20 protein-coding genes and 1 pseudogene are annotated in these 17,104 nt (G+C 72.8%); 16 read left to right on the top strand and 5 right to left on the bottom strand.

Translation table 11 applies throughout. The features are described from left to right. The first annotated feature begins 152 nt into the window (after positions 1-152). From OVN18_RS00505 to OVN18_RS00495, 3 genes are read left to right on the top strand one after another with little or no spacing between them, the layout of a single operon-like run. A complete protein-coding gene (locus OVN18_RS00505) occupies positions 153-1,760 on the top strand; it encodes an FAD-dependent oxidoreductase (RefSeq protein ID WP_267782835.1) in 1,608 nt (535 codons plus the stop codon). A 3-nt stretch (positions 1,761-1,763) separates the two neighbouring features. After that, the gene (locus tag OVN18_RS00500) at positions 1,764-2,099 is read left to right on the top strand and encodes a rhodanese-like domain-containing protein (protein WP_267781311.1); all 336 of its coding nucleotides are present in this window, start codon (positions 1,764-1,766) and stop codon (positions 2,097-2,099) included. After that, complete coding sequence (locus OVN18_RS00495) at positions 2,096-2,380, top strand: metal-sensitive transcriptional regulator (RefSeq protein ID WP_267737556.1); 285 nt, start codon at positions 2,096-2,098, stop codon at positions 2,378-2,380. The genes OVN18_RS00500 and OVN18_RS00495 overlap by 4 nt, the downstream gene beginning before the upstream one ends. A 22-nt stretch (positions 2,381-2,402) precedes the next feature. Here the strand turns inward: OVN18_RS00495 and OVN18_RS00490 are convergent, their stop codons facing one another. After that, positions 2,403-2,891 (bottom strand): GNAT family N-acetyltransferase, encoded by a 489-nt coding sequence (locus OVN18_RS00490; RefSeq protein ID WP_267781309.1) that lies wholly within the window; start codon positions 2,889-2,891, stop codon positions 2,403-2,405. 68 nt (positions 2,892-2,959) lie between these two features. Here OVN18_RS00490 and dapB point away from each other — a divergent pair, with 68 nt between their 5' ends. Both dapB and OVN18_RS00480 read left to right on the top strand, forming a co-directional pair. Next, a complete protein-coding gene (gene dapB / locus OVN18_RS00485; protein ID WP_267781308.1) occupies positions 2,960-3,730 on the top strand; it encodes a 4-hydroxy-tetrahydrodipicolinate reductase in 771 nt (256 codons plus the stop codon). Beyond that, positions 3,730-4,185, top strand: a complete 456-nt coding sequence (locus OVN18_RS00480) for a hypothetical protein (RefSeq protein ID WP_267737553.1) — start codon at positions 3,730-3,732, stop codon at positions 4,183-4,185. The genes dapB and OVN18_RS00480 overlap by 1 nt, the downstream gene beginning before the upstream one ends. 45 nt (positions 4,186-4,230) lie before the next feature. Here OVN18_RS00480 and OVN18_RS00475 read toward each other — a convergent pair whose 3' ends face one another. The 4 genes from OVN18_RS00475 to OVN18_RS00460 form a co-directional block, all read right to left on the bottom strand. Then, positions 4,231-5,253 carry a TIGR01777 family oxidoreductase gene (locus OVN18_RS00475; RefSeq protein ID WP_324287783.1) on the bottom strand — a complete coding sequence of 341 codons (1,023 nt, stop codon included), beginning with the start codon at positions 5,251-5,253 and terminating at the stop codon, positions 4,231-4,233. Then, positions 5,253-5,678, bottom strand: a complete 426-nt coding sequence (locus OVN18_RS00470; protein WP_267737552.1) for an OsmC family peroxiredoxin — start codon at positions 5,676-5,678, stop codon at positions 5,253-5,255. The genes OVN18_RS00475 and OVN18_RS00470 overlap by 1 nt, the downstream gene beginning before the upstream one ends. Before the next feature lie 94 nt (positions 5,679-5,772). Continuing rightward, the gene (locus tag OVN18_RS00465; RefSeq protein WP_267781307.1) at positions 5,773-6,258 is read right to left on the bottom strand and encodes a DUF4395 domain-containing protein; all 486 of its coding nucleotides are present in this window, start codon (positions 6,256-6,258) and stop codon (positions 5,773-5,775) included. After that, complete coding sequence (locus OVN18_RS00460) at positions 6,255-6,683, bottom strand: thioredoxin family protein (RefSeq protein ID WP_267781306.1); 429 nt, start codon at positions 6,681-6,683, stop codon at positions 6,255-6,257. Before OVN18_RS00460 ends, OVN18_RS00465 begins: the two co-directional genes overlap by 4 nt. A gap of 108 nt (positions 6,684-6,791) precedes the next feature. Here OVN18_RS00460 and thyX point away from each other — a divergent pair, with 108 nt between their 5' ends. The 11 genes and pseudogenes from thyX to OVN18_RS00405 all read left to right on the top strand — a co-directional run bounded on the left by thyX (position 6,792) and on the right by OVN18_RS00405 (position 17,104). After that, positions 6,792-7,526: an FAD-dependent thymidylate synthase gene (thyX, locus tag OVN18_RS00455; protein WP_267781305.1), complete on the top strand. Its 735-nt coding sequence runs from the start codon at positions 6,792-6,794 to the stop codon at positions 7,524-7,526. Between the two features lie 105 nt (positions 7,527-7,631). Continuing rightward, positions 7,632-8,555 carry a 4-hydroxy-tetrahydrodipicolinate synthase gene (dapA, locus tag OVN18_RS00450; RefSeq protein WP_407666072.1) on the top strand — a complete coding sequence of 308 codons (924 nt, stop codon included), beginning with the start codon at positions 7,632-7,634 and terminating at the stop codon, positions 8,553-8,555. Positions 8,556-8,632: 77 nt separating this feature from the next. Beyond that, complete coding sequence (locus OVN18_RS00445; RefSeq protein WP_267781302.1) at positions 8,633-10,309, top strand: ribonuclease J; 1,677 nt, start codon at positions 8,633-8,635, stop codon at positions 10,307-10,309. Positions 10,310-10,384: 75 nt separating this feature from the next. Next, positions 10,385-11,128 carry a hypothetical protein gene (locus tag OVN18_RS00440; protein WP_267781300.1) on the top strand — a complete coding sequence of 248 codons (744 nt, stop codon included), beginning with the start codon at positions 10,385-10,387 and terminating at the stop codon, positions 11,126-11,128. Positions 11,129-11,187: 59 nt separating this feature from the next. Beyond that, a pseudogene (locus OVN18_RS00435) lies at positions 11,188-11,415 on the top strand (RNase J family beta-CASP ribonuclease); the annotation flags it as partial. Between the two features lie 105 nt (positions 11,416-11,520). Next, on the top strand, positions 11,521-12,252 hold the full coding sequence (locus OVN18_RS00430; RefSeq protein WP_267781298.1) for a hypothetical protein: 732 nt from the start codon (positions 11,521-11,523) through the stop codon (positions 12,250-12,252). A 79-nt stretch (positions 12,253-12,331) separates the two neighbouring features. Next, complete coding sequence (locus OVN18_RS00425) at positions 12,332-15,094, top strand: DNA translocase FtsK (protein ID WP_267781297.1); 2,763 nt, start codon at positions 12,332-12,334, stop codon at positions 15,092-15,094. A gap of 100 nt (positions 15,095-15,194) precedes the next feature. Then, complete coding sequence (gene pgsA, locus OVN18_RS00420) at positions 15,195-15,827, top strand: CDP-diacylglycerol--glycerol-3-phosphate 3-phosphatidyltransferase (protein WP_267781296.1); 633 nt, start codon at positions 15,195-15,197, stop codon at positions 15,825-15,827. A gap of 7 nt (positions 15,828-15,834) precedes the next feature. Further along, on the top strand, positions 15,835-16,353 hold the full coding sequence (locus OVN18_RS00415) for a CinA family protein (RefSeq protein WP_267781293.1): 519 nt from the start codon (positions 15,835-15,837) through the stop codon (positions 16,351-16,353). Positions 16,354-16,459: 106 nt separating this feature from the next. Further along, positions 16,460-16,768 (top strand): helix-turn-helix domain-containing protein, encoded by a 309-nt coding sequence (locus OVN18_RS00410; RefSeq protein ID WP_267737540.1) that lies wholly within the window; start codon positions 16,460-16,462, stop codon positions 16,766-16,768. Between the two features lie 111 nt (positions 16,769-16,879). Continuing rightward, the gene (locus tag OVN18_RS00405; protein WP_267781292.1) at positions 16,880-17,104 is read left to right on the top strand and encodes a DUF3046 domain-containing protein; all 225 of its coding nucleotides are present in this window, start codon (positions 16,880-16,882) and stop codon (positions 17,102-17,104) included.

Below are 17,104 nucleotides of genomic sequence, written 5' to 3'. Positions count from 1 at the left end.
CCGACTGTGCCACATCGCTCTGGGGGCCGCGGGTGAGGCGGCTGGGAGCGCGGTCGCCGCGGTGAGCGGAGATACCCCAGGGGGTATACACTTCGAGGGTGATCACGACCTCCGCTCCGACCTATCTCATCATCGGCGGCGTCGCGGGCGGCATGTCGGCCGCCACCCGACTGCGCCGGCTCGACGAGCGCGCGCGCATCATCGTCCTCGAGCGCGGTGCCGACGTCTCGTTCGCCAACTGCGGCCTGCCGTACCACGTGGGCGGGGTCATCGAGCAGCGCGAGGCGCTCGTGCTGCAGACGCCGGCCGCCCTGGGGGCGCGCTTCGGCCTCGACGTGCGGGTGCGCACCGAGGCGATCGCCATCGACACGGCGGCCCGCACCGTCACGGCGCGCGACCTCGCGACGGGGGAGGAGGAGCGCATCGCCTACGACGCCCTCGTGCTCAGCCCCGGCGCCTCCCCGAAGCGCCCCGACCTCCCGGGCGCCGAGCGCGGCCTCGTGCTGCGCGATCTGGCCGACACCGACGCCATCATCGAGGCCGCTCGGGATGCCCGCACCGCCGTCATCGCGGGCGGCGGCTACATCGGCCTCGAGCTCGCCGAGAACCTGCACGCCGCGGGGCTCGCCGTCACCATCGTGCAGTCGGGGCCCCAGCTGCTGGGCTCGCTCGACATCGAGATGGCGCACCCGCTCGCGCAGCGGGCTCGGGAGCGCGGCCTCGACGTGCGGCTGTCGCAGCGGCTCGCGGCGATCGAGCCGACCGAGGTCGTGCTCGCCGACGGCGAGCGCCTGCCCGCCGACCTCGTGGTGCTGGCCGTCGGCGTCGAGCCGGAGAGCGCGCTCGCCGTCGCCGCCGGCCTGGCGGTCGACGCCCGGGGCGGCATCGTGGTGGACGCGTTCCAGCGCACCTCCGACCCGGCCGTGTGGGCCGTGGGCGACGCGGTCGCGAAGCCCGTGCTCGACGGGGAGGACGCGCTCGTGCCGCTCGCGGGCCTGGCGAACCGGCACGGTCGGCTCGCGGCCGACGCGATCGCCGGCGTCGCGCATCCCGCCGCCCCTGCGCTCGGCACGGCGGTCATCGGGTTCCTCGGGCTGACGGCCGCGACCGTCGGGCGCACCGAGCGCGCCCTGCGGGCCGAGGGTCGCGCGATCCGCGTCATCCACACCCACCCGATGGATCACGCCGGCTACTACCCGGGGGCGACGATGCTCTCGCTCAAGCTCATCCTCGACGCCGAGACCGACGCCATCCTCGGCGCGCAGGCGGTCGGCGAGAACGGCGCGGAGAAGCGCATCGACGTCATCGCGACCGCCATGGCCGGCGGCATCACCGGGCGCGGCCTCGCCGACCTCGAGCTCGCCTACGCCCCGCAGTACGGCTCGGCGAAGGACCCGATCAACCTGCTCGGCTACGTCGACGACAACCTGCTCGACGGCGAGCTCAGCGTGCAGTGGCACGAGCTCGAGCGCCGGCGGGCCGAGGGCTGGCGGATCGTCGACGTGCGCACGGCCGCCGAGCACGAGGCCGGCTCCATCGAGGGCGCCGAGCTCATGCCGCTCGACGAGCTGCGCACGCGCGCCGAGAGGCTGCGCGGCGAGCGCGTCATCGTGCACTGCAAGGTCGGCCAGCGCGGCCACACCGCGACCCGCCTGCTGCAGCAGTACGGTGTGATCGCGGCGAACCTCGACGGCGGATGGCTCACCTGGCAGGCCGGTCGCGCCGCGACCGCCGACGCGGTTCCGAACAAGGAGGACTAGATCATGGCGGACGAGATCACCGTGGACCAGCTCGTGCTCGAGCGCTCGGTCGGCCCCATCACGCTCATCGACGTCCGGGAGGCGGACGAGTTCACCGCCGCCCGCGTGCCCGGGGCGAGGCTCGTGCCGCTCGGCACCGTCCCCGACGCCGTCGACTCCATCCCCGACGACGGCACGATCTACGTCATCTGCCACTCGGGGGCGCGCTCGCAGCGGGCCGCCGACTACCTGGTCGCGCACGGGCGCAACGCGATCTCCGTCGCGGGCGGCACCTCGGCCTGGGTGCAGCGCGGTCTCGACTACGACTCCGGCCCGGTCGCGACGGAGCCCTCCTCATGAGCGCCCCGGTCGGCTCGGAGGAGGCCAAGCGCATCGCCAACCGGCTGCGTCGCGCCCAGGGGCAGCTCGCCGCGGTGCTGACGATGGTCGAGGAGGGGCGAGACTGCCGCGAGGTCATCACGCAGCTGTCGGCCGTCTCGAGCGCGATCGACCGCGCCGGCTTCGCCATCATCGCCTCCGCGATGCGCGACTGCCTGCGCGAGGACGAGGTCGAGGGTGACGAGGCCGAGCGCGCCGTGCGCATGGCCGACCTCGAGAGGATGTTCCTCAGCCTGGCCTGACGAGCACCGGGCGGAACGGCGTTCAGTCGAGCGGCTTGCCGAGCCAGACGGTCGCGTTCGGGTTGTCGTTGTAGGCCGGGATGCTCACGAAGCCGAGCCTCGCGTAGAGGGCGCCCGCCGCGGCCTGCGCCGTGTGGGTGTCGAGCACGAGCTCGGCCGCGCCCATGGCGCGGGCGCGGCGCTCCAGCTCGTCGACGAGGGCGCGGCCGTAGCCCAGCCGCCGCGTATGCGGCTGCACCCACAAGTGCTTGAGCTCGCGGCGCGGGCCGAGAGGGCCGTCGGGCACGGTGCGGATCCCGCCGCATCCCACATCGGCGGGCTCGCCCGCGAGGTTCTCGCCCTCGACGATCAGCAGCACGCCGTGCGGCTCCACGAAGTCCGCCTCCACGGGCACGGGGCAGCGGTACGGCCCCTGCTCGACGGGGAAGCCCTCGGCGCGCGCGTCGAAGTACTGCGCGAGCAGGGCGGCGGCGGCGGGATCGGTCGTGCGCGCGGGGCGGAACGTCACCATGCCCGCCAGCCTACGGCCCCGCCCGCCGCGGGCAGGAGCGCCCGGGCGGCCGCCGGTAGGCTGAGCGCATGGTCATCAGGGTCGCCGTCGTCGGCGCGAGCGGCCGCCTCGGCGGCGTCGCCTGCCGCATCATCGAGCAGCAGTCCGATCTCGAGCTCGTCGCCCGGCTCGACTCCCGCAGCGACCTCGACGAGATGCTCGGGGCCGACGTGGTGCTCGACGTCACGACGCCGGGCGTCTCGCCCACCGTCGTCGACCACGCGGTGCGCTCGGGACTGAAGGTCGTCGTCGGTACGAGCGGCTGGAGCGAGCAGCGTCTTCGCGGCGTGCGCACCCTGCTCGCCGCCCACGAGGGCTCCGCGGTCGTCGTCGTGCCGAACTTCTCGGTCGGCTCGGTCGTCGCCACCCACCTCGCCACGATCGCCGCCCGCTTCTTCGAGTCGATCGAGATCGTCGAGGCGCACCACGCCGCCAAGGTCGACTCGCCGAGCGGCACCGCCGTGCGCACCGCCGAGCTCATCGGCCACGCGCGGGCCGAGCTCGGGCCGGTCGTCGCGCCGCACATCGACCAGCGCGCCCGCGGTCAGCAGGTCTCGAGCGTCCCCATCCACTCGCTGCGGCTGCAGGGTGTCGTCGCCCAGCAGGACGTCCACTTCGGCGGCACGGGCGAGGTGCTCACCCTCCGCCACGAGACCCTGTCCTCCGCGGCGTACGAGCAGGGCATCCTGCTGGCGCTGCGCGCGAGCGCGCGGTCGACGGGCCTCATCGTCGGCCTCGACTCGCTCATCGGGCTCGAGGCGCCGGCGGTCGCGCCGCCCGCCGCGGAGAGCGCCCCCTGATGCGCGGCCGCCCCCGTCTCGCCGCGATCGGCATGGCGCTGCTGCTCGCGCTGTACCTGGTCTTCAGCGCGGTCTACGCCGTGCGGCTGCTGCAGGATCCGCTGCCGATCGTGCAGGCGATGGGCTGGGCGCTCATCGTGCTGCCGCTCATCGGCGCCTGGGCGCTCGGGGCCGAGCTGCTCTTCGGCTACCGCGTCGAGAAGCTCGCCGGCCGGCTCGAGGCCGAGGGGGGCATCCCGCAGGAGGCGCTGCCCGCGAAGACGAGCGGTCGCCTCGAGCGCGAGGCCGCCGACGCGGTCTTCGACCGGTACGCCGCCGAGGTGGCCGAGAACCCCGAGTCGTGGCCGCACTGGTTCCGGCTCGCGCTCGCCTACGACGCCGCCCGCGACCGACGTCGGGCGCGCTGGGCGATGCGGCAGTCGATCGCCTTCGCGAAGGCGTCCTCGGCCCTCTAGCCCTCGGTGCGGGATGCCCGTCCCGACGTCAACGCCGGGCTCGCGCTACGCGGCCGCGCGCCCCCGCACGAGCTCCTCGATCGCCTGCTCGACGGTCTCATGCCGGAACCGGAATCCGTCGCCGAGCAGCGCCGTCGGCAGCATCTTCTGACTCGGCAGCAGCAGCTGCTCGCCCGCCTCGCCCATTCCGAGCCGGATGAGGGTCTCGGGCAGCACGAAGGCGTGCGGCCGGTGCATCGCCCGGGCGAGCGCGCGCGTGATGCGATCGGCCGTCGCCGGCGTCGGACCGGCGAGGTTGACCGGGCCCCGCAGCGGGGAGGTGAGCAGGTGCACGAGCGCCGCGGCCTCGTCGTGCAGGCTGATCCACGGCCAGTGCTGGCCGCCGGTGCCGACCCGGGCGGCGAGACCGAACCGCGTCAGCAGCCGCAGGGGGGCCATCGCTCCGCCGTCGCCGATGACGAGGCCGGTACGGGCGAGCACGGTGCGCACCCCCTCGGGGGCGAGTCCCGCAGCCTGCTCCCACGCCTCCACCACGTCGGCGAGGAAGCCCTCGCCGCGGGAGGCCGATTCGGTGAGCCGCTCGGCCGGCCGGTCGCCGTAGAAGCCCACGGCCGAGCCGCTGATGAAGGTCGCGGGCGGCGAGGCGGCCATCCCCATCCCCTCGGCGAGCGCCCGGGTCGCCGAGATGCGCGACTCGAGGATCTGCTTCTTCCAGCCCGCCGTCCACGGGATCCGGCTGATGGATGCCCCCGAGAGGTTGATCACCGCATCGACGTCGTCGAGCACGCGCGCGTCGAGCACGCGCGACTCGGGCGACCAGGCGAACTCGGTCTCGGAGCGCGGGGAGCGCCGCACGAGCGTCAGCACCGTGTGCCCTGCTTCGTGCAGCTGGCGCTGCAGCTCGGTGCCGATCATGCCGGAGGCTCCCGCGATGAGCACCCGCTGGGGCGCCGCGTCGGCCGGGGCCTCCGCTGCCGCCGGGGTCGCCCGGGGGGAGCGCTTCTTCGCGGGCGCGGTTCGAGGGGCCCGTGGCGCGCGCGGCGCGCCGGGCTCGCGGGGCTCGGCCACTAGGCGAGCGAGGCTTCGAGGGTGATCGACGTGCCGCCGAGCGCCTTCGAGATGGGGCAGGTGGCCTTCGCCTCCTCGGCGAAGGTCTGGAACTCCTCGGCGCTGATGCCGGGCACCTTCGCGCTGACGAGCAGGTGGCTGCCGGTGACGCCCTCGCCCGGCACGAAGGTGACGGCGGCGGTCACCTGCAGGCTCTCGGGCGTGTGCCCGGCCAGGCTGAGGTTGTGGGCCAGCTGCATCGAGAAGCAGGAGGAGTGGGCGGCGCCGAGCAGCTCCTCGGGGTTGGTGCGGCCCGCCTCGCCCTCGGCGCGGGCGGCCCAGGTGACGGGGAACTCCGCGGCGTCCGAGGAGTCGAGGCTCGTCGTGCCCTTGCCCTCCATGAGGGATCCGAACCAGAGGGTGGTCGATTCGCTGGTCACAGCCATGATGCGTCTCCTTGCAGTCGCCCGACGGGGGAGCCCCAGCCTAGGCCGCACCCCTGGGCGCGCGGTAGGCGCGCGACCCGCACCGGGGGAGCCCTCAGGCGGCGGCGGCCCGGCGCGGGCGGATGAGCCCGGCACGGACGAGCAGCACGTACAGCTGGCAGCCCAGGCAGTAGTCGAACACCGCGTTGAGGAACGCGGCGACGAAGGCCATGCCGGCGGCGACGACGAGCGCCCCCGGAACGCCGAGCAGGTGCAGCACGAGCCCGGCGGCAGTGATGACGAAGCCCACGAGCTGCGCGAAGGTCGGCGCGGCCGGATCCTCGCGGTCGGTCGGCGGGGCGAGCCGCGGCGCGACGAGCGCCTTGTAGACGGCGCCCCAGGGGTGGCGGCGGATGCCCGCGAACGCGCCCCAGGCGAAGATCGCGACGAGCACCGTCAGCAGGCCGCCGGCGGCGAGGGATGCCCCGCTCAGGCCGAGCGCGACCACGACGAGCAGCAGCACCGCCGTGATGGCGGCGCCGAAGCGCGGCCCGCGCGGATCGATGCCGGGTGCGGCGCCGGTGCCGGTCGCGGCGCTCACGCGGCCACCGCCGCGGCGGCGCGAGCATCGGCGATCGCCGCGCGCACGTCGGCGGGCTTGGCGGCACCGATGATGCGCGAGCGCACGGCCCCCGCGGCGTCGACGAGCAGGATGGTCGGGGTGCTCATCACCGCGTGATCCCGCGCGAGGTCGGGGTGCTCGGTGACGTCGAGCTCGCGGCGGCCGAGCGCTGCGTCGGCGGCCTCGATCTCCTCGGTCACCCGCCGCATCACGCCGCAGGCCGAGCACACGGGGCTCGAGAGCTGCACGAGGGTGAGATCGGCGCCGGGGACGGCGAGCCGGGCATCCCGTCGCCCGTCGGAGACGGCCGAGACGCGCCCGCGGCGGGCGCGGATCACGAGGCCGGCGGCCGTCGCGGCGGCGACGATCGCGACGAGCACGAGCAGAACGGAGGTCGGGTCCATGCTGGGGAAAATACGCGGGGACGCCCGGATATTCCCCGAATGCGTCCTCGCGTGACGGGCAGCGGCCCGGTGCTCGCATGAGCACAGGACACGGGTAGGGTTTCGAGCGTGGCCGAACCGCAGCAGATCCAGTTCCGCTCCGACGTGACCGTCGAGCTCGTCCGGGCCAGCGCCCACGACTCCGACGTGCTGTTCGCGGCCCGGGTGTCGACGCAGGGGGAGAAGACCCTCGATGCGGCCGCCGCCGGCGACGACGCGACCGCGCGCGACCGCGGTCTCATCAACTACCTCATGCGCGACCGCCACGGCTCGCCCTTCGAGCACAACTCGATGACCTTCTACGTGCAGGCGCCGATCTTCGTGTTCCGAGAGTTCATGCGGCACCGCATCGCCTCCTACAACGAGGAGTCGGGCCGCTACCGCGAGCTCAACCCCGTCTTCTACGTACCCGGCCCCGAGCGCAACCTCGTGCAGGTCGGCAAGCCCGGCGCCTACGAGTTCCTGCCCGGCACCCCCGAGCAGACCGCCCTCGTCGACGCGGAGGTGCGCGGGGTCTGCGAGGCGGCCTACGCCTCCTACCAGCGGATGCTCGACGCGGGCATCGCGCGCGAGGTGGCCCGCGCCGTCCTCCCCGTCACGATCTACAGCTCGATGTACGTCACGATGAACGCCCGCTCGCTCATGAACTTCCTCAGCCTGCGCACCAAGCGCGAGGGCACGACGTTCCCCTCCTTCCCGCAGCGCGAGATCGAGATGGTCGCCGATCAGATGGAGCAGCACTTCGCCGCGCTCATGCCTCTCACCTTCGAGACCTTCGACGCGAACGGCCGCGTGGCGCCCTAGCGGGGCGCGACGACCACCCGGCTCCGCTCCGCGCGCGGTAGCCTGAAGCACGTGTCCGCGACTTCCAACCCCTTCGGCCAGGTACTGGTCGCACTGGTGACCCCGATGACGGCCGACGGCGAGGTCGACTGGCCGGGCGTCGAGAAGCACATCGACAACCTCATCTCCCACGGCGCCGACGGCATCGTCGTCACCGGCACGACGGGCGAGACGAGCACGCTGACCGACGCCGAGAAGCTGCGGCTGGTCGAGGTCGGCAAGTCCGTGAGCGCGGGCCGGGCATCCATCATCACGGGCGGCGGCTCGAACGAGACCGCGCACGCGATCGAGCTGTACAAGGCGAGCGAGAAGGCCGGCGCCGACGGCGTGATGGTCGTCACGCCGTACTACAACAAGCCCACGCAGGCCGGGGTCCTCACGCACTTCCGCATGGTCGCCGACGCGACCGATCTGCCGGTCATCCTGTACGACATCCCGGGCCGCGCCGGCATCGAGATCAAGTACGAGACCATCCTGCGCGCCGCGAAGCACCCGAACATCCTCGCCGTCAAGGACGCGAAGGGCGACCTCAGCGAGGTCAGCCGCGTCATGAACCAGACCGACCTGCTGTACTTCGCCGGCGACGACGCCAACGCGCTGCCGACCCTCGCGATCGGCGGCACCGGCCTCATCGGCGTCACGGCGAACATCGCGCCCGCGCCGTACCGAACGATCGTGGACGCGGTGAACAGCAACGACCTCGCGACCGCGACGGCCGCCCACCGGGCCCTGGAGCCCCTCGTGCGCGCCATCATGACGCACGTGCCGGGCACCGTCGCCGCCAAGTACGTGCTGCACGGCCTCGGCCGGATCGACTCCCCGCGCGTGCGCCTGCCGCTCGTCGGCCCCGAGGATCACGAGGCGGCGATCATCGAGGACGAGATGGCGCTCGTGCGCGACATCGCGGGCGTCGACCTCTCCCGCTTCCGGCCCGACCGCAACGCGGCGGCCGGCGGTGCCCTGCCGAAGGTGGCCGGCACCACCCGATAGACGCTGACCGGGGCACGAGGCCCCGTCCACCCCGACCGCAGAGCGGCCGGCCACATGAGAACACGAGGAACCCCTAAGTGCCCCACGCCATCGAAGACGCCCCTGCCCTCGCGCCCGGAGCGCTGCGCGTCATCCCCCTCGGCGGTCTCGGCGAGATCGGCCGCAACATGGCCGTCTTCGAGCTCGACGGCAAGCTGCTCGTCGTCGACTGCGGCGTGCTCTTCCCCGAGGAGCACCAGCCCGGCGTCGACCTGATCCTGCCCGACTTCTCGCCCATCCGCGATCGGCTCGACGACATCGTCGCCGTCGTGCTCACGCACGGCCACGAGGACCACATCGGCGCCGTGCCGTACCTGCTGCGCCTGCGCAGCGACATCCCCCTCATCGGCTCGACGCTCACGCTCGCCCTCATCGAGGCGAAGCTCAAGGAGCACCGCATCCAGCCGTACACGCTTGCGGTGAAGGAGGGGCAGACCGAGAAGCTCGGCCCCTTCGATCTCGAGTTCGTCGCGGTCAACCACTCCATCCCCGATGCGCTCGCCGTCGCGATCCACACGGTCGCCGGCACGGTGCTGCACACGGGCGACTTCAAGATGGACCAGCTGCCGCTCGACCGCCGCATCACCGACCTGCGCGCCTTCGCCCGCCTGGGCGAGCGCGGCGTCGACCTCTTCATGACCGACTCCACGAACGCCGACGTGCCGGGTTTCACCGCCCGCGAGCGCGACATCGGCCCCGTGCTCGAGAGCGTCATCGCCAAGGCGCCGCGCCGCGTCATCGTCGCGAGCTTCTCGAGCCACGTCCACCGCGTGCAGCAGGTCGTCGACGCCGCGGCCGCGAACGGCCGCAAGGTCGCCTTCATGGGCCGCTCGATGGTGCGCAACATGACCATCGCCGCCGAGCTCGGGTACCTGACGGTGCCGGAGGGCATCCTCATCGATCACCGCAAGGCGAAGGACCTGCCCGACGATCGCATCGTCTACATGTCGACGGGCTCGCAGGGCGAGCCGATGGCCGTCCTCGCCCGCATGGCGAACATGGACCACCAGGTCGAGGTCGGCGAGGGCGACACGGTCATCCTCGCCTCGAGCCTCATCCCGGGCAACGAGAACGCCGTCTACCGCGTCATCAACGGCCTCATCGCGCTCGGGGCGAACGTCGTGCACAAGGGCAACGCGAAGGTGCACGTCTCGGGCCACGCCTCGGCGGGCGAGCTCGTGTACTGCTACAACATCGTGCGCCCGAAGAACGTCATGCCCGTGCACGGCGAGGCCCGGCACCTCTACGCCAACCAGCAGCTGGCCATCGAGACCGGGGTCCCCGAGCGCAACACGATCATCGCCGGCAACGGCACGGTCGTCGACCTGCAGCACGGCGTCGCCCGCATCGTCGGCCAGCTCGACCTCGGCGAGGTCTACGTCGACGGCTCCTCGGTCGGCACGATCACGGACGCCGACCTCAAGGACCGCCGGGTGCTCGCGGAGGAGGGCTTCATCTCGATCTTCGTGGCGGTGGATGCTCAGACCGGCCGCCCCGTCGTCGGCCCCGAGATCCACGCCCGCGGCTTCGCCCCCGACGAGAGCATCTTCGACGAGGTCGTGCCGCAGGTCGTCAAGGCCCTGCGCGAGGCGGCGGAGAACGGCACGCGCGACGCGCACGGCTTCAGCCAGGTCGTGCGCCGCACGGTCGGCCGCTGGGTCAACACGAAGCACCGCCGTCGCCCGATGATCGTGCCGGTGGTCATCACCGCGTAGCGGGCCGCGTTCCGCAACGGAATCGTGATCGAGAGGGTCGGGACTGCTGGTCGCCACGACGATACTGTCATATCCGTGATGATCCATCGACTTCCCGCCGCTGCGTCTCTCATGCTCGCGGCGGCGCTCACCGTCTCGGGATGCGCTACGCCCTCCGTGCCCGTCGCGGAAGCGACTCCGAGCCCGTCAGTTTCGACGCCGTCCGCGGAGCCGGAGCCGTCGCCGTCGCCGACCATCGAGGCGGATGCCCCGCCGGCCGTCGAGGAGCTGGTCCTCCGCCCCGACGGCATTGGCGACCTCGTCATCGGTACCACTGAGGCCATCGGGGACGAGCCCGACGACATGATGACTTTTCGACCGGGGTATTGCGGCGACGGCCGCACCGACACGAGGTCCGATGAGACGAGCTACTCGGATGCGTGGGTGCCGATCGACCAGTACGCGACGGCGGAAAGCGACGAGATCTTCGCATTTTCGGCCGCGGTCATCGGCGGGATCTTGCTGGGGGTCGAGGTCGGATGGTTCAGCGACGTGACGACCGCGCAGGGGATCGGTATCGGGTCGACGCGCGCTGAAGTCGAACTTGCCTACCCAGAGGCTCGGGTGGAGGCCACGAGCCCGGAATCCGAGGTGTTCGTCGTCCGCGAAGACGAGCACCAGATGTGGCTCGAACTCCTCACGGCAACGGCGCCCATGGAGCCGAGCTATCCGGAGGCCGTTCGACCTGGCAACGTGATCGGGATGCGCTCGGTCGATGGCGATCAAGAACCGCGGACGCGATGGCGGACGGACGACGTGCTCGCGGCGTGCGCCTACTGAGGCCGCAGTTCGGCGCCTCGACCTCGATGGCTTCGCTACGGCCTGCATCCGTCCCGGACGGGCGCCCCGTCGTCGGCCCCGAGATCCACGCTCGCGGCTTCGCCCCGGACGAGAGCATCTTCGACGAGGTCGTGCCGCAGGTCGTCAAGGCCCTGCGCGAGGCGGCGGAGAACGGCACGCGCGACGCGCACGGCTTCAGCCAGGTCGTGCGCCGCACGGTCGGCCGCTGGGTCAACTCGAAGCACCGCCGCCGCCCGATGATCGTGCCGGTGGTCATCACCGCGTAGCGGTCGCCGGCGGCTCCTCGCCGGCCGCGCGGCCGCGTCGCCCCGTCGCCGCCGGGGGACGAAGTGCCCGTGTGCGGGAGCGGGGCACGGGTCTACGCTCCCCGCATGAGGACTCCCGCTCGCGTGCTCGTCACCGCCGCCCTCGCGCCGCTTCTGCTGCTCGCGGCCTGCTCGACGGGCGCGCCCGCGCCGTCCGCGAGTCCGGGCACGCCCTCCACCGCCGCGCCCTCCGCGAGCCCGCTGCCGAGCGCGTCCCCGACCGCGGAGCCCGCCGCGCTGCCCGCCCTCGTCGACCTCGTGATCGGCCCGGGGGCGCTCGGCCCGCTGCTGGTCGGCGATGCGGTGCCGCCCTCCGCCGACGCGGCGATCGTCGTGCTCGAGCCCGACTACTGCGCGGGCGGGTCCGCGGGCATCCCGGCCGGATCTCCCGACGCCGAGCGCTGGGTCGCGGCCGAGCCCTACCGGTTCTCGTACGGCGGGCTCGCCTTCGGCACCGGGGTGGAGGCCGACGGCACGATCGGCGCCTTCCAGGTGCTCGCGCCCTCGCCCATCCCGACCGCGGAGGGGGTCGTCGCCGGCACCCCGCTCGATCACCTGCTGTCCCTTTACCCGACGCTCTCGACGCCCATCGATGCGGTGCTGACACGCCTCTATGTGCTCGACGGACTCGACGGCATCCTCGTCTTCGAGGTCGCGTGGGAGGACCCCGCGAACCCCTCCGGCTACTGGAGCCCCGCCGAGCTCGACCGCGTCTTCGCGATGACGGCGCTGCCGACGGGGGCCGCGCCGTTCGCGGTCGCCGCGACCGACGGCGGTGTCGGGGGATGCCCGGTCTGAGCCCGCGCGTCCGAGCGGGCCCTCGGTGCCGCGAGTGTCGATCCCGGCCGGCGTCACCCCTCGCGGGTACCGTGTGCGCATGGCCTCGACCAGTCGCACCCCGGCGCGCCCGCGCGGTAGTTCCGCGAGCGCCGGGCGCTCCGGCTCCGCGGCCAAGAAGCCCGCGAGCACCCGCACGGCGGCCACGAAGAAGCTGCCCGTCGCGCCCGAGCCCGGCCCGGGCATCCTGACGAGGGCTTGGCTGGGTCTCGCCCACGCGACCGGGGGTGCCTTCCGCGTGCTCGGCAAGGAGACGCTGGCGAAGGAGGAGCGGCGCGACGGCGTACCCTTCCTCATCGTCGTCCTGGCGCTCGTCGGGGCGGTCGTCGAGTGGTTCGCCGCCTCCGACCCCGTCGCCGTCGCCCTCGACGCCTACACCTTCGGCGGGCTCGTGGGGCGCGTCGCCTACGCGCTGCCCGTCATCATGATCCTGTTCGCCGCGTGGTTGTTCCGGCATCCGGCGAGCGTGCACGACAACACCCGCATCGGCATCGGGCTGGGCCTGCTCATCTCGAGCGTGAGCGGCCTCTGCCACGTCGCCCTCGGCGCGCCGCAGCCCGCTGACGGCGCGGTCGGCCTGGCGCAGGCGGGCGGTGTCATCGGCTGGCTGCTCGGCGGCGTGCTGCTGCTCGCGACCGTGTGGGTCGCCGTGCCGGCTCTCGTGATCATCGCCCTGCTCTCGGTGCTCATCATGACCAAGACCCCGCCGAACCGCATTGGCGACCGGCTCCGCGAGCTGTACTCCTACCTCTTCGGCGCCGAGCTCGCCCCGCGCGAGCCCCGCGCCGCGGAGGAGAAGGACGACGACGCCCCGATCGAGCTGGGGACCTTCAGCGATCTCGGGCTCGATCTCCAGGACGAGTCGTCGATGCCGTGGTGGCGCAAGGGCAAGCCGCGCGCCGAGGTCCCGGCCTTCGACACGCCCGTCGAGCGCGACGCCGAGACGGGCGTCATCGATCGGGATGCCCGCGACAAGGTCACCGGCGACCTCGCCGCCGTGCTCGACCAGGCCGAGCAGGCCGTCGAGCGCTTCACCGGCGAGGCGCCTGCCCACCCCGGCGCCGTGCGCGACGACGCGGAGCCCGCCGTGCTCCCCGGATTCCCGACGGGCGCGCGCGAGAAGGGCGAGGCGGGCGAATTCGACGCCCCGCCGCCGATCGCCCGCACCGCTCCGCCCTACCGCCTGCCGAACCAGGCGGTGCTCGCGCCGGGCACGCCTCCCAAGTCGCGCAGCGCCGCGAACGACGCCGTCGTCGCCGCGATCACCGAGGTGCTGACGCAGTTCCAGGTGGATGCCCGGGTGACGGGCTTCAGCCGCGGTCCGAGCGTCACGCGCTACGAGGTGGAGCTCGGGCCCGGCGTGAAGGTCGAGCGCTTCACGGCGCTCACGAAGAACATCGCCTACGCCGTCGCGAGCAACGAGGTGAGCATCCTCTCGCCCATCCCCGGCAAGAGCGCGATCGGCGTCGAGATCCCCAACGTCGACCGCGAGGTCGTCTCGCTCGGCGACGTGCTGCGCTCGAGCGCCGCGGCGAAGGCGCTGCACCCCATGACGATCGGCGTCGGTAAGGACGTCGAGGGCGGGTTCGTCGTCGCGAACCTCGCCAAGATGCCCCACCTGCTCGTCGCCGGGTCGACGGGCTCGGGCAAGTCGAGCTTCATCAACTCGATGATCACGAGCCTGCTCATGCGGGCGAAGCCCGCCGAGGTGCGCATGGTGCTCATCGACCCCAAGCGGGTCGAGCTCGCCGCCTACCAGGGCGTGCCCCACCTCATCACCCCCATCATCACGAGCCCGAAGAAGGCGGCCGAGGCGCTGCAGTGGGTCGTCAAGGAGATGGACATGCGGTACGACGACCTCGCGTCGTTCGGGTTCCGCCACATCGACGACTTCAACCGCGCGGTGCTCGCCGACGAGATCGAGCTGCCGGAGGGCAGCAAGCGTCAGCTCCAGCCCTATCCGTACCTGCTGGTCGTGGTCGACGAGCTCGCCGACCTCATGATGGTCGCGCCCCGCGACGTCGAGGATTCGATCGTGCGCATCACGCAGCTGGCGCGCGCCTCGGGCATCCACCTCGTACTGGCCACGCAGCGCCCGAGCGTCGACGTCGTGACGGGTCTCATCAAGGCCAACGTGCCGAGCCGCCTCGCCTTCGCGGTGTCGAGCATGACCGACAGCCGCGTCATCCTCGACCAGCCCGGCGCCGAGAAGCTGATCGGCCAGGGCGACGGGCTGTTCCTCCCCATGGGGGCGAGCAAGGCGGTGCGCGCCCAGGGCGCCTGGGTCACCGAGCCCGAGATCGCCGCGGTGGTCGAGCACGTCAAGAAGCAGGCCCGCCCCGAGTACCGGCAGGACGTCGCCGTCGAGGCCGAGAAGAAGCAGATCGACGCCGACATCGGCGACGACCTCGAGCTGCTGCTCGCCGCGGCCGAGCTCATCGTCAGCACGCAGTTCGGGTCGACGTCCATGCTGCAGCGCAAGCTCCGCGTCGGCTTCGCGAAGGCCGGCCGGCTCATGGATCTGCTCGAGTCGCGCGAGATCGTGGGCCCCTCGGAGGGGTCGAAGGCTCGTGACGTGCTCGCCCTGCCCGACCAGCTGCCCGAGGTGCTCGCACGCCTGCGCGGCTCCGATGCGGCCTCCTCGACCGCGTCGTCCGGCGGCGGGTCCGCCCTCCCCGCGGATGGCGCGGGCGGGGGAGGCATGTACTCCGCCGATCCCGTCGACGACATGACCCGGGGCTATCCTGAGGTCGAGGCCGAGTCGTCCGACGAGGACGCCTGGGGGCTCACGGATCGCGATTGAGCATCGTCGCCGCCTCCCGCCCCGGCCCGCCGCGGGCCGGGCACGACCGAGGGCTTCACCGCCCCTGCACCGCACGCCGACGACGAGGAGAGGGGCCCGCATGACGGATCAGAGCTCCGAGTCCCGCTCCTTCCCGATGCGCGGCCGCGTCATCCGCGCGGGCGAGTCGCCCGCGAGCACGGGCAATCTCGCCAACATCATCACGGTCATCCGCATCCTGCTCGCGCCGGTCTTCATCCTGCTCCTGGTGCTCGACGCGGGCGCCGATGGGCCGCTCCGCATCGCCGCCGCCCTGCTCTTCATCGTCGCGATCGCCACCGACAGCCTCGACGGCCACCTGGCCCGCAGCCGCAACCTCATCACCGACCTCGGGATCCTGCTCGACCCCATCGCCGACAAGGTGCTCACCGGCAGCGCGCTGGTCATGCTCGCCGTGCTGGGCGAGCTGCCCTGGTGGATCGTCGTCGTCATCCTCGTGCGCGAGTTCGGCATCACGCTGTTCCGCTTCGCGATGCTCCGCGACCGGGTCATCCCGGCGTCGCGGGGCGGCAAGCTCAAGACGCTCGTGCAGTCGGTGGCGATCGGGTTCGCCCTCGTCCCGCTCGCGCAGTGGTGGGGCGAGTGGGTGAACTGGCTGAACGGCGGACTGATGACCGCGGCGGTCGTGCTCACCGTGGTCACCGGCATCGACTACCTCTGGCAGGCGTGGCGCCAGAACCGCACGGTGCGCTGAGCCGGCGATGAGCATCCCCGCTCCGTCCGATCCGGTGGATGCCGCTGCCGGCCTCATCGCCCGCCTCACGGAGGCGCACCGCACCCTCGCCGTCGCTGAGTCGCTCACGGGGGGTGCGCTGCTCGCCGCCCTGGTCGCCGTGCCCGGAGCCTCCGCGGTCCTCCGCGGCGGCGTCGTCGCCTACGACACCGCGCTCAAGCACTCCCTGCTCGGGGTCGACGCCGACCTGCTCGCCGAGCACGGGCCCGTGCATCCCGAGGTCGCTCTCGCCATGGCGCGCGGGGTGCGCGCGACCGCCGCGGTCGACGGGGCGCCGGCCGACCTCGGTCTGTCGACGACGGGGGTCGCGGGCCCCGATCCGCAGGGCTCGGCGCCCGTCGGGCTCGTCTTCATCGCCGTCGCCGATGCCCGGGGCGAGGTCGTCCGAGAGCTGCGGCTCCTCGGCGACCGCGCGGCGATCCGCGTGCAGACGGTCGCCGCCGCCCTCGCGCTGGCGGCCGATCGAGCGTCGGCCTCACGGGAATAGCCGGGGTGACGGTCGTGTTACAGACAGGTGACTGACACGGCTCCCACAGCCGTCGACGGTTACAGTTCAATCCTGTAGTCGTCGCACCACCCAGAAGGAGGCACCCATGATTCTCGTCCGACAGGAGATCGGTGACGTCCTTCGCGATGTGCGCCTGCAGAAGGGTCGCACTCTGCGGCAGGTCGCCAGCCGCGCGAGCGTCGCCCTCGGCTACCTGAGCGAGGTCGAGCGCGGCCAGAAGGAGGCGTCGAGCGAGATCCTCGCCTCCGTCGCCGAGGCCCTCGACACGCCCATCTCGGTCATTATGCGCGAGGTCGGCGACCGTCTCGCCGTCATCGAGGGCATCACGACCGTTCCCGACACGCTGCCCGATGAGCTCGTCGCCGAGTTCGACGGCGATCTCGCGATCCGCTAGCGCATCGTCTCGATCGTCCGGCCCCCGTCTGCTCGGCAGGCGGGGGCCGTTCCGTGCGCGCGCACGGGGGCGGTGCAGGGATGCCCGGCCGGGGCTTGCTAGCGTTGCCGCGTGACCCGCAGCGAGTTCTCCCGCGCCGTCGCCGACGAGTTCGGCGAGGCCTACGGCCGCACCCTGGTGCGGGATCTCGTGCTCGACCCGCTCGGCCAGCGCACCGCCGATCAGGCGCTGGCCTCGGGCGCATCGCCCCGCGAGGTGTGGTTCGCGCTGTGCGCGGCGATGGATGTCCCGCGCGAGCGCTGGCACGGCGCGGGGCGGCCTCAGCCGAAGCGCTGA

The sequence above is a fragment of the Microcella daejeonensis genome (assembly GCF_026625045.1).
Classification (GTDB): domain Bacteria; phylum Actinomycetota; class Actinomycetes; order Actinomycetales; family Microbacteriaceae; genus Microcella; species Microcella daejeonensis.
This window is presented reverse-complemented; position numbering and strand designations above follow the sequence as displayed.